The organism is Streptomyces sp. NPDC088097, from assembly GCF_044741845.1.
In the GTDB taxonomy this organism is placed as follows: domain Bacteria; phylum Actinomycetota; class Actinomycetes; order Streptomycetales; family Streptomycetaceae; genus Streptomyces.
In genome coordinates this window covers 423,348-434,808 of sequence record NZ_JBIUTJ010000005.1, presented here as the reverse complement: position 1 = coordinate 434,808, position 11,461 = coordinate 423,348, and the positions used below count along the sequence as shown (strand labels likewise).

Annotated in this window: 8 protein-coding genes and 4 tRNA genes; 5 read left to right on the top strand and 7 right to left on the bottom strand. The window is 71.3% G+C overall.

The features are described 5' to 3' along the window. The 4 genes from ACIOD1_RS19450 to ACIOD1_RS19435 form a co-directional block, all read right to left on the bottom strand. On the bottom strand, positions 1-2,164 hold a 2,164-nt coding region (locus ACIOD1_RS19450; RefSeq protein ID WP_401903529.1), incomplete at its 3' end, for a DEAD/DEAH box helicase. A 1,018-nt stretch (positions 2,165-3,182) separates the two neighbouring features. After that, the gene (gene crcB, locus ACIOD1_RS19445; protein ID WP_365622254.1) at positions 3,183-3,557 is read right to left on the bottom strand and encodes a fluoride efflux transporter CrcB; all 375 of its coding nucleotides are present in this window, start codon (positions 3,555-3,557) and stop codon (positions 3,183-3,185) included. After that, positions 3,554-3,970: a fluoride efflux transporter CrcB gene (gene crcB / locus ACIOD1_RS19440; RefSeq protein WP_365622251.1), complete on the bottom strand. Its 417-nt coding sequence runs from the start codon at positions 3,968-3,970 to the stop codon at positions 3,554-3,556. Before crcB (ACIOD1_RS19440) ends, crcB (ACIOD1_RS19445) begins: the two co-directional genes overlap by 4 nt. Continuing rightward, positions 3,967-4,317, bottom strand: a complete 351-nt coding sequence (locus ACIOD1_RS19435) for a metallopeptidase family protein (RefSeq protein WP_365622248.1) — start codon at positions 4,315-4,317, stop codon at positions 3,967-3,969. The genes crcB (ACIOD1_RS19440) and ACIOD1_RS19435 overlap by 4 nt, the downstream gene beginning before the upstream one ends. A 103-nt stretch (positions 4,318-4,420) precedes the next feature. Between ACIOD1_RS19435 and ACIOD1_RS19430 the strand changes: the two genes are divergently transcribed. The 3 genes from ACIOD1_RS19430 (at position 4,421) to ACIOD1_RS19420 (ending at position 4,702) form a co-directional block, all read left to right on the top strand. Beyond that, positions 4,421-4,493: transfer RNA gene (locus tag ACIOD1_RS19430), tRNA-Glu, on the top strand. Positions 4,494-4,532: 39 nt separating this feature from the next. Continuing rightward, positions 4,533-4,606, top strand: a tRNA-Asp gene (locus tag ACIOD1_RS19425). Between the two features lie 22 nt (positions 4,607-4,628). Next, positions 4,629-4,702 (top strand) — tRNA-Phe (locus ACIOD1_RS19420). A gap of 42 nt (positions 4,703-4,744) precedes the next feature. Here the strand turns inward: ACIOD1_RS19420 and ACIOD1_RS19415 are convergent. The 3 genes from ACIOD1_RS19415 to ACIOD1_RS19405 all read right to left on the bottom strand — a co-directional run bounded on the left by ACIOD1_RS19415 (position 4,745) and on the right by ACIOD1_RS19405 (position 6,887). Further along, on the bottom strand, positions 4,745-5,590 hold the full coding sequence (locus tag ACIOD1_RS19415) for a cytochrome c biogenesis CcdA family protein (RefSeq protein ID WP_401903528.1): 846 nt from the start codon (positions 5,588-5,590) through the stop codon (positions 4,745-4,747). Beyond that, the gene (locus ACIOD1_RS19410; RefSeq protein WP_365622242.1) at positions 5,587-6,348 is read right to left on the bottom strand and encodes a thioredoxin domain-containing protein; all 762 of its coding nucleotides are present in this window, start codon (positions 6,346-6,348) and stop codon (positions 5,587-5,589) included. Before ACIOD1_RS19410 ends, ACIOD1_RS19415 begins: the two co-directional genes overlap by 4 nt. Before the next feature lie 110 nt (positions 6,349-6,458). Then, positions 6,459-6,887: a hypothetical protein gene (locus tag ACIOD1_RS19405; RefSeq protein ID WP_401903526.1), complete on the bottom strand. Its 429-nt coding sequence runs from the start codon at positions 6,885-6,887 to the stop codon at positions 6,459-6,461. 110 nt (positions 6,888-6,997) lie between these two features. On the opposite strand from ACIOD1_RS19405, the gene hrpA reads away from it, so the two are divergent. Both hrpA and ACIOD1_RS19395 read left to right on the top strand, forming a co-directional pair. Continuing rightward, positions 6,998-10,921, top strand: a complete 3,924-nt coding sequence (gene hrpA, locus ACIOD1_RS19400) for an ATP-dependent RNA helicase HrpA (RefSeq protein ID WP_401903524.1) — start codon at positions 6,998-7,000, stop codon at positions 10,919-10,921. A 70-nt stretch (positions 10,922-10,991) separates the two neighbouring features. Beyond that, positions 10,992-11,065, top strand: a tRNA-Asp gene (locus tag ACIOD1_RS19395). Positions 11,066-11,461: the final 396 nt, after the last annotated feature.

The following is an 11,461-nucleotide window of genomic DNA, read 5'->3' as shown; positions in this document are numbered from 1 at the left end:
GGTCGTCGCGGCGGAAGCTGCCGCCACCACGGTTCTCGTCACGGTTGAAGCCACCACCGGACGGACGGTCGTCGCGACGGAAGCCGCCACCACCACGGTTGTCGTCACGACGGTCACCACCGGCGCCACCGGAACGGAAGCCACCGGAGCCACCGGACGGGCGGTCGTCGCGGCGGAAGCTGCCGCCACCACGGTTCTCGTCACGGTTGAAGCCACCACCGGACGGACGGTCGTCGCGACGGAAGCCGCCACCACCACCGGCGCCACCGGAACGGAAGCCACCGGAACCACCGGACGGACGGTCGTCGCGGCGGAAGCCACCACGGTCGCCACCACGGTCGTCGCGGTTGAAGCCACCGGACGGACGGTCGTCGCGGCGGAAGCTGCCGCCACCACGGTTCTCGTCACGACGGTCACCACCGGAGCGGAAGCCACCCGACGGACGGTCGTCGCGGCGGAAGCCACCACGGTCGCCACCGCGGTTGTCGCGACGCTCGAAGTTGCCGCGGTCGTCGCGACGCTCGAAGGTGCGCTCCTGGGCGACCGGCTCGGCGACGGCGGCGACGGAAGCCGCAACCTCGGCCTCGGCGGCCTCCACGACCTCGGCGACGGCGGCCTCCGGGTCCTCACCGCGCTCGCGGGCGGAGCGGGCGACGAGGCGGTCGGCCTCTTCGCGCAGCTCGCCGGCACGGCGGGTCAGGCGCTCCAGCTGCTTGGTGAGGTCGGCGACCTCGCGCTCGGCCTGCTTGGCGGCGTTGTTCGCCGAGTCGGCCTGGACCTGGGTGAGCGAACGCGCACCGGTGATCTCGGCGACCTCGGGGTCGAACGCGCCGACGCCCTGGACGATGTGGCGCGAGGCGTCGACGCCCGCGTCCTCCATCAGGCGGAAGATCTGGCGACGCTGGTGCGGGAGCGCCAGCGACACGACGACACCGGACTTGCCGGCGCGGGCGGTACGGCCCGAGCGGTGCAGGTAGTCCTTGTGGTCGCCGGCCGGGTCCACGTTGAGGACCAGGTCGATGCCGTCGACGTGGATGCCGCGGGCGGCGACGTCGGTGGCGACGAGCGCGTTGACGTAGCCGTCCTTGAAGTCCGCGAGGACGCGGGTACGGGCACCCTGCGTCATGCCGCCGTGCAGCGCGTCGGCCTTCACGCCGGACTCGATGAGCTGCTCGGCGATGCGGTCGGCGCCCAGCTGGGTGCGGACGAAGATGATGGTGCGGCCCTTGCGGGCGGCGATGGCGGCCGTGACCGGCGCCTTGTCCTTCGGCTTCACGACGAGGACGTGGTGCGTCATGGTCGTGACGTTGCCCTGCGCGCTGTCGACCTCGTGCGTGACGGGGTTCGTCAGGTAGCGCTTGACCAGGGTGCCGATCTCGTTCTCCATGGTGGCGGAGAAGAGCATGCGCTGGCCGCCGCCGGGGATCTGGTCGAGCAGCTCGGTGACCTCGGGCAGGAAGCCCAGGTCGGCCATCTGGTCGGCCTCGTCGAGAACGGCGACCTCGACGTTCTCCAGGGAGCAGGCGCCGCGGTTGATGATGTCGCGCAGACGGCCCGGGGTGGCGACGAGGACGTCGACGCCGCGCTCCAAGGCGTAGATCTGGTTGCTCATCGAGGTACCGCCGCAGACGACCTTCATCTTGAGGCCGAGCACGTCGCCGTAGGGCTGGAGGGCGTCCGCGACCTGCATCGCGAGCTCACGGGTCGGCGTGAGGATGATCGCGCGGGGCTTCTTCTTGTCGGTGAAGCCGCCGGCCAGTCGGGCCAGGGCGGGCAGACCGAAGGAGAGGGTCTTGCCGGAGCCGGTGCGGCCGCGGCCGAGGATGTCCTTGCCGGCCAGGGCGTCCGGGATGGTCGCGGCCTGGATCGGGAAGGGGCTGGTGACACCGTTCTGCGCGAGCTTGCGCACGACGCCTTCGGGCAGACCGAGGTCCGAGAAGGAGAGCGTGGGCTCGGCGGGCTCGGCGTCTTCGTCGTTCTCGTCGGCCTCGATGGCCGAGTCGGAGATCTCTTCGGAGGTCACGTCGGCCTCAAGGGCCTCGATGATCTCCTCCGCCTCGATGGCCTCCATGGCCTCGGTGACCGCAAGGGTCTCGGCAGTGACGATCTCGTCGTTGGAGTCGTTCTCGGGCATGACGGAACGGTCAGAACTGGAAATGGACATGCGAAATGCGAAACCTTCCGGAGTCTCGGCACGCGCCCAAACTCCGTGAATCGCAAATCGACCGCCTCAATGCGGTCAGCCACGGCTTGGGAGAGTACGCGCCACACGGCGCTCTTCGGATTCGGCGCCGGGCAATGGGATCAAACGATCTATAACCATACGCACCCTACCCGGGGTCTGGCAAGTCGTTCCCGCAAAATCGGTTCTGACCTGCAAGAACGCCCGAGCCTGGTCGAGCCGGGTGCGCTGCGCAGCCCTCATCGGACCCGCGCATTCATCCAGCTTTACACCGGACTTGCCTCCCCGCCACTCGAACCGGCATCTCCGGGCGTGGGTTGCGTCACAGGCGGGCTCGGTTCCACCACCGGCGGGACGCTGGGCCCCCCGGATCCGCCCGTACCGGAACCGGAATTTGCCCCGCCGGCGCCCGACCCGGACCCGCCCGACCCCGAACCAGAGCCGGACCCTCCCGATCCGGATCCCCCGGAGCCCGATCCACCGGATCCCGAGGCCGCACCGGCTCCGCCCGAGCCCGACCCCCCGGACCCCGACCCGGAACCGGAGCCCCCGCCGGACGGCACCTGGCCGCCCTGCCCGCCGGCCCCGCCCCCGGGGCCGGCCGACGGCGAGGGCTGCCCCGGCTTCCCGGGCGCGCCCGGGCTCGGGGAGGCCCCGGTGGCCCCGGAGGCCTTGCCCGGCTCACCGGCCTTGCCGTCGGGGTTTCCCGTACCGTCCTTGCCGCCGTGCGCGTTGCCGTGGAGCCCGGAGCCGTGCCCGGCGGAGGCCGCACCGGCCCCGGAGACGTCCTTGCCGCCGGCGGAGGCGGCCGGTCCGGGTTTCGCCGCCTTCTCGCCGACGCTCATGCAACCGGCCGACGCAGCGACCGCGAGGGCGCAGACGGCCAATCTGAGGGAAGCGGGCAATTGGCGCACGGGGCACCTCCGGAACACTGCGGCGGGGGTCCGCGTTGGGCGGGTCAATGAGCCCAACTCCCTTTACCCCGTAAGAGACACGCCCCTTACGCGAACAGCTGCCCGGCCAGTTCCGAGCCGAGGTGGACGGCGCCCAACCCCACCAGGACGGACGTCAGGACGTTCGCGGCGGCGAGCAGGCCCTGGCCGTCCTCGGCCAGCCGCAGGGTCTCGTAGGAGAAGGTCGAGTACGTACTGAGGGCCCCGCACAGCCCCGTCCCGAGCAGCAGCGACAGCTCCGAGGAGCCCGCCCCGGCCAGCGTCGCCCCGGCGATCGCGCCCAGCAGCAGGCAGGCGGCGGCGTTCGCGGCGAGGGTGCCCCAGGGGAAGGGGGTGTCGTGACGGGACTTCAGCGCCCGGTCGGTCAGGTAGCGCAACGGCGCCCCCACGGCCGCCCCGAGCGCCACCAACAGCCAGTTCACGTACGCCCCCGCACGGCGTGCCGGGTCAGGACGGCGGCCGCCCACACCGCGCCCATCGCCCCGACCACGGTCAGGGCGGCGTACGCCAGTGCCCGTCCGGCCTCGTCCTCGTCCAGCAGTCGGGAGACGTCCAGGGCGTAGGTGGAGAAGGTGGTGAACCCGCCGAGCACTCCCACCCCTACGAAGGGCCGCACCAACGGATGCGCGCGTCGGCCCCCCTCGGCGACGAGCACCATCAGCACGCCGAGCAGCGCGCAGCCCCAGACGTTGATCCAGAAGGTGGCCCACGGAAAGGCGGTCGGGCCGTCCGCCGGCCACAGCAGGCCCACCGCGTACCGCGCCGAGCCCCCGACGACGCCGCCCGCCGCGACCGCCGCGAGCACCCGACCCTCGCCCGCCGGGGCGCCGCTCACCCGTAGCCCAGGGCGTGGAGCCGCTCGTCGTCGATGCCGAAGTGGTGGGCGATCTCGTGAACCACGGTCACCTCCGTCTCGGCGACCACGCTCTCCCGGTCCTCGCACATCCGCAACGTGGGGTTGCGGTAGATGGTGATCCGGTCGGGCAGCACCCCGGCGTACCACTCGCCGCGCTCGGTGAGCGGGGTGCCCTCGTACAGGCCGAGCAGCTCGGGATCGTCGGACGGGGGTTCGTCCTCGACGAACACCGCGACGTTGTCCATCAGCCGCGTCAGCTCCGGCGGAATGCGGTCCAGGGCCTCTGCGACGAGCTCTTCGAACTCCTCGCGCGTCATCTCCAGCACCCGGTCATTGTCCCCCGGGAGGAAACCGTTTTGGCGATAGCTCCCCCGATCCCATATGCTTCTGACGTCCCCGACGCGCTGGAAAGTGCCCGGCGGGCCTTTAGCCCTCATCGTCTAGTGGCCCAGGACGCCGCCCTTTCAAGGCGGTAGCACGGGTTCGAATCCCGTTGGGGGTACGCAACACCTTGTGCGAGACTTGTTCTCGCACAATGCAAGGACCTGTGGAGCAGTTGGTTAGCTCGCCACCCTGTCAAGGTGGAGGTCGCGGGTTCAAGTCCCGTCAGGTTCGCTGAGATCGGAAACGGTCTCGTGGCTGGGTAGCTCAGTTGGTACGAGCGATCGCCTGAAAAGCGATAGGTCGCCGGTTCGACCCCGGCCCCAGCCACATAAGGAAGGCCCCGTCCATCGGACGGGGCCTTCCGCGTTCTCACCCCTCGGGCCCTGCCGCCGCCTCCGCGCGGACCGCGCGCCGCCACCGGGACAGCCCGAAGACCACGGCGCCGGCGCCGATCAGCCCGAGCAGCGCCCAGTCCGGGACGGCGTTCGCGAAGGAGCCCACCCACCGCTCGACGGCGTACGAGTCGTCCACGTCCAGCAGCCCGGGTAGGGCGCTCGCCCCGTCGTAGGCCAGGAACAGGACGCCCAGGGTGATGAAGAACAGCCCCGACAGCAGGGAGGTCGTGTGCAGTTCGAGGCGGCCCAGCCGCAGCGGGCGACCGCGCAGCCAGCGCTTGCGGCCGAGGTCGAAGCGCTCCCAGAGCAGGGCCAGCAGGAAGAGCGGTACGGCCATCCCCAGGGCGTAGACCGCCAGCAGCAGGCCCCCGTAGACGGGGCTGCCGCTGACCGCCGCCACGGTCAGGACGCTGCCGAGGATCGGTCCGGCGCAGAAGCCGGCCAGGCCGTAGACCGCGCCGAGGGCGTAGACCGACAGGGCGGTGGTGGGGCGGATCCGGCCGGACAGCTCGGTGAGCCGCTTCGGGACGAAGCCGAGGCCGAGGATCTGGGCGAGGCCGAGCGCGATGACGAGCGCTCCGCCGAAGAGCACCAGGCCGTCGCGGTTCTCGTGGAAGAAGCGGCCCGCGTACGAGCCGGCCGCGCCCAGCGGCACGAGGGTGGAGGCCAGGCCCGCGTAGAAGATCCCGGTGCGGGCGAGGAGGCGGGAGCGGGAATCGATCGAGTAGGCGAAGAAGGCGGGCAGCAGGAGGGCGCTGCACGGGCTGAGCAGGGCGAGGAGGCCGCCCAGCAGGGCGGCCAGGTATCCGATGCCGGTCACTTCTTCGCCGCCGCCTCGGCCCGAGCGATGGCCGCGGCGAAGGCCTCCAGGGGTTGGGCGCCCGCGAGGGGCTGCCCGTTGACGAGGAAGGACGGGGTCGACCGGACCCCGATCCGGTAGCCCTCCTCCCGGTCCTCGCGCAGGGCGGCGGAGGCCGCGTCCCCGGCCAGGTCGGTCTTGAACCGCTCCAGGTCCGGGACGCCGGCCTCGCGGGCCAGCTCGGTGAGCCGCTCCTCGCCGAAGCCCTTCTCCTTGGCGTCAGCGGCGTACGCGGCCGAGTGGAAGGCGGCGAACCGGTCCTGCTGCCCGGCCGCCCAGGCGGCCTTGGCGGCGGCCTCGGACTCGGCGCCGAAGATCGGGAAGTTGCGCCACTCGATGCGCAGGGTGCCCGCGTCGACGTACTTCTTCACCAGGGCGGGTTCGGTGTCGCGGGCGAACTTGGCGCAGTAGCCGCACTTGAAGTCGGAGTACTCGATGAGGACGACGGGGGCGTCGGGGCGGCCGACGGCGAGCTTGTCGCCCGCCTCGCGGCGGGCCAGGGCGAGCAGCTCCGGCGCGACGGGCCCGGAGTCGAGGGCGGAGTCGGGCGCGGCGCTCGCGGAGGAGCCGGCGGCGTTCTCGCGGGGCTCGCCGGCGGGGGCGGTGGCCTGCCAGGACACCAGGCCGAGGGTGATCGCGGCGACGGCGACCCCGGCGGAGATCAGCAGGGGCTTGCGGCCGGCCTTGGGGGTGGTCTTCGGGGTGGCGGAAGGGGACATGCGGGTGCGCTCCAGGTGCGGGGGCAAGGTGGGCACCGGGCGGCGGCGAAGGCCACCGCCCGGCGCGGGACGTCGCGTCCGGGATCCCGCCGGGATCCGGGAGGGACGGCCTAGACCCGCAGGATCGAGAGTTCGACGGGGCCCGGTGTCGGGCGGTCGGGGCCGCGTACGGGGGCCCGTGCGGGCTCGCCCCCGCGCGGCCGTTCCCCTCCGGGCGCGGGGCGGGCCGCCGTGAGCTGCGCGTGGTCGGCGCCGGGGCGCGTCGGCAGGGCGGGCGCGCCGGGTTCCTGCCCGCTCCCGCCGGGCCGGCAGGCGGGCCCCTCCGCCGGGGCGGGGGCGAGGGCGACGGAAGCGGGGGCGGGCGCGGGCGCGGAAACGGAGGCAGCGGCAGAGACGGAGGCCACCGGGATCACGGGCTTCGCAAACGGCCCGGACGGGAAGGAGGCGGCCGACAGGGCGGGTCCCAGCAGCACCGCCAGTACCGCCAGCAGCGCCGCGGCGACCACCGACGGGCGGCTCGGGCGGCATCGGCGGGACAAGGTGGGCCGCCTCTCACTCACGGAACTGGGGGACTCGTCCCGAAATGGTACGGGGAGGGGCACAAATGCGTTCGCCACCCGGCGGCCCCAGGTGAGATCCTCGACCAGGTATGTCTACTTCCTTCGCCGCCCTGCAGACGCTTCTCGGTGAGATCAACCTCCGTGACGCGCACCGCCTCGGCCGCCGCCTCGAAGGCGCCCGCCGCATCCGTAAGCCCGAGGCCCAGCAGGCCGTACTCGACGAGATCGCCGCGGAGGCCGAAAAGGCCGCCGCGCGACTGGCCGCGCGCGCCTCGCGGATGCCGGAGGTCACATATCCCGAGAACCTGCCCGTCAGCCAGAAGAAGGACGAGATCGCCGAGGCGATACGCGACCACCAGGTCGTGATCGTCGCCGGCGAGACCGGCTCCGGCAAGACCACGCAGATCCCCAAGATCTGCATGGAGCTGGGGCGCGGCGTCCGGGGCATGATCGGGCACACCCAACCCCGCCGGATCGCGGCCCGCACGGTCGCGGAGCGGATCGCCGAGGAGCTGAAGTCCGAGATCGGGCAGACCGTCGGCTGGAAGGTCCGGTTCACCGACCAGGTGAACCAGGACGCCACCTTCGTGAAGCTGATGACGGACGGCATCCTGCTGGCCGAGATCCAGACGGACCGCGAGCTGCGCGCCTACGACACGATCATCATCGACGAGGCGCACGAGCGGTCGCTGAACATCGACTTCCTGCTCGGCTACCTGGCGACGCTGCTGCCCAAGCGCCCCGACCTCAAGGTGATCATCACCTCCGCGACCATCGACCCGCAGCGGTTCTCCCGGCACTTCGGCGAGGCCCCGGTCGTCGAGGTCAGCGGCCGTACGTATCCGGTGGAGGTGCGCTACCGCCCCCTCCTGGAAGAGGATTCCGAGGACTCCGACCGGGACCAGATCACGGCGATCTGCGAGGCCGTCGACGAGCTCCAGTCGGAGGGCCCCGGCGACGTCCTGGTCTTCCTCTCCGGCGAGCGGGAGATCCGCGACACCGCGGACGCCCTGGAGAAGCGCAAGCTGCGCCTGACCGAGGTCCTCCCCCTCTACGCGCGCCTCTCGCACGCCGAGCAGCACCGGGTGTTCCAGCAGCACACGGGTCGGCGGATCGTGCTCGCCACGAACGTCGCCGAGACCTCCCTGACCGTCCCGGGCATCAAGTACGTGATCGACCCGGGCAACGCCCGCATCTCGCGCTACAGCCACCGCACCAAGGTGCAGCGGCTGCCCATCGAGCGGGTCTCGCAGGCCAGCGCCAACCAGCGCAAGGGCCGCTGCGGACGTACGAGCGACGGCATCTGCATCCGGCTGTACTCCGAGGACGACTTCCTGTCCCGTCCGGAGTTCACGGACGCGGAGATCCTGCGCACCAACCTGGCCTCGGTCATCCTCCAGATGACGGCCGCAGGCCTCGGCGAGATCGAGAAGTTCCCCTTCATCGACCCGCCGGACCACCGCAACATCCGCGACGGCGTGCAGTTGCTCCAGGAGCTGGGCGCGCTGGACCCGTCGGAGAAGGACCACAAGAAGCGGCTGACGCCCCTGGGCCGCCAGTTGTCCCAGCTGCCGGTCGACCCGCGGCTGGCGCGCATGGTGGTGGAGGCGGACAAGAACAACTGCGTCCGCGAGGTGATGGTCATCGCGGCGGCCCTGTCGATCCAGGACCCGCGCGAGCGGCCCTCGGACAAGCAGACGCAGGCGGACCAGAACCACGCCCGGTTCAAGGACGAGACCAGCGACTTCCTCTCCTTCCTGAACATGTGGCGCTACGTCCGCGAGCAGCAGAAGGAGCGCGGCTCCTCGTCGTTCCGCCGGATGTGCAAGCAGGAGTACCTGAACTTCCTGCGGATCCGCGAGTGGCAGGACATCTACTCGCAGCTGCGCACGGTGGCGAAGTCGATGGGGATCCACGTCAACGAGGCGGACGCCCCGGAGACGAGCGTCCACATCTCCCTGCTGGCCGGTCTGCTGTCGCACATCGGTCTGAAGGACACCGACAAGAACGAGTACCTGGGCGCCCGGTCGGCCAAGTTCGCGATCTTCCCGGGCTCCTCGCTGTTCAAGAAGCAGCCGAAGTTCCTGATGTCGGCGGAGCTGGTGGAGACCTCGCGGCTGTGGGCGCGGGTCAACGCCAAGGTGGAGCCGGAGTGGGTGGAGCCGCTCGCCCAGCACCTGATCAAGCGCACGTACAGCGAGCCGCACTGGGAGAAGGACCAGGCCGCCGTGATGGCGTACGAGAAGGTGACCCTGTACGGGGTCCCGATCGTCGCCCAGCGGAAGATCAACTACGGCCGGATCGACCCCGAAGTCTCGCGCGAGCTGTTCATCCGCAACGCGCTGGTCGAGGGCGACTGGCGCACGCACCACAAGTTCTACGCCGACAACCGCAAGCTCCTGACCGAGGTCGAGGAGCTGGAGAACCGGGCCCGTCGCCGGGACATCGTGGTCGACGACGAGACCCTCTTCGACTTCTACGAGCAGCGCATCCCGGAGCACGTGGTCTCGGGGGCGCACTTCGACTCCTGGTGGAAGCAGAAGAAGCACGAGGAGCCCGAACTCCTCGACTTCGAGCGCGAGATGCTCCTGACCGAGAAGGCGGCCGGGGTCACCAAGGCCGACTACCCGGACTCCTGGCACCAGGGCGGGCTGAAGTTCCGGGTGACCTACCAGTTCGAGCCGGGCGCGGACGCCGACGGCGTGACGGTGCACATCCCGCTCCACGTGCTCAACCAGGTCACCGACGAGGGCTTCGACTGGCAGATCCCCGGTCTGCGCGAGGAGGTGGTCACGGAGCTGATCCGTTCCCTCCCGAAGCCGATCCGCCGGCACTACGTGCCCGCGCCGAACTTCGCGACCCGCTTCCTGGCCACGGCGCAGCCGTTGCAGGAGCCGGTGCACGTCACCCTCGCGCGCGAGCTGCACCGGATGGTCGGGGTGCCGGTCGCGGCCGACGACTTCGACCTGACCCGGATCCCGGACCACCTGAAGATCACCTTCCGGATCGTCGACGAGCGCCGCAAGAACCTCGCCGAGGCCAAGGACCTGGAGGCCCTGCGGCTCCAGCTCAAGCCCAAGGCCCGCCAGGCGCTCTCCCAGGCCGCGGCGGCCACCGCCGAACGCGCGGGCGGGGAGTCGTTGGAGCGCGCCGGGCTGACGGACTGGACGATCGGGACCCTGACCAAGGTCTTCGAGACCCGGCGGGCCGGCCAGCCGGTCAAGGCCTACCCGGCGTTGGTGGACGACGGAGCGAGCGTCTCCGTACGCCTCTTCGACACCGAGGTCGAGCAGCAGCGGGCGATGTGGCTCGGCACCCGGCGGCTGATCCTCCTCAACATCCCGGTGAACCCGTCCAAGTTCGCCTCGGACCACCTCGGCAACCAACAGAAGCTGGCCCTGTCCAGGAACCCGCACGGCTCCGTCCAGGCGCTGTTCGACGACTGCGCGACCGCCGCGACGGACAAGCTGATCGCCGACCACGGCGGCCCGGCCTGGGACGAGGCCGGCTTCCGCAAGCTCTACGAAGCCGTGCGGGCCGATCTGGTGGACACGACCGTACGGACCGTCACGCAGGTGCAGCAGGTGCTGGCGGCGTGGCAGGCCTGCGAACGGCGGCTCAAGGCCACCAACAGCCTGACCCTGATGGCGAACGTGGCCGACGTGAAGGCACAGCTGGCGGCCCTGGTGCCGGCCGGCTTCGTGACCCTCGCCGGACTGCGCCGCCTGCCGGACCTGATGCGCTACCTGGTGGCGGCCGACCGGCGGCTCCAGCAGATGCCCACGGGCGCCCAACGCGACACCGCGCGCATGGAGAAGGTCCACGCGATGCGGGACGAGTACCTGTGGCTCCTGGAGCAGCTTCCGAAGGGCCGGCCGGTGCCCAAGGCGGTCACCGAGATCCGCTGGATGATCGAGGAACTGCGGGTCAGCTACTTCGCGCACGCGCTGGGCACGGCCTATCCGATCTCCGACAAGCGCATCGTGAAGGCCGTCGACGCCCTCGCTCCGTGATCGGGTTCGACTGCACCCCCTGACCTGCTGTACAGTCGGTTTCGCAGCCGGGCAATCGGCCGCAAATCGAGGACCTGTGGAGCAGTTGGTTAGCTCGCCACCCTGTCAAGGTGGAGGTCGCGGGTTCAAGTCCCGTCAGGTTCGCAGTGACATCAGGGCCCGTATCCCCCAGGGGATACGGGCCCTGATGCGTTGTCCGGTGACGCGAGGTGCGTACGCCCGCACGCGCCCGCGAGGACGTACGCGGCCGGGAGCGGGCCGCCGGAACGTCGACTCGGCGGCCAACCGGGAGCGGTGGCCCGGCGGTCGGGAGCGGCGACTCGACGCTCCGGTGGGCCGGAGCGCCCCGATCATGATCATCCGCAGCGCGCGAAACGCCCTGGACGGCTCCAGGAGCGCCGAACGGGCCATCCGCGCCCTTCACCCCCCGACCCGCCCCCACCGGGGCCTCCAGGGCCCTCAGGGCGAGCCGGACGCGCCCGTCGCCCACGGCGGGGGAATCCCTCGTTCGGCCGAGTCCGCTCTGTGCCGGAGATCCCC

Excerpts from the sequence above, each read along its gene's own strand:
- ACIOD1_RS19410 (WP_365622242.1), bottom strand. The coding sequence starts at position 6,348 with ATGTCCCCTTCCGCCACCCCGAAGACCACCCCCAAGGCCGGCCGCAAG.
- hrpA (WP_401903524.1), top strand. The coding sequence starts at position 6,998 with ATGTCTACTTCCTTCGCCGCCCTGCAGACGCTTCTCGGTGAGATCAAC.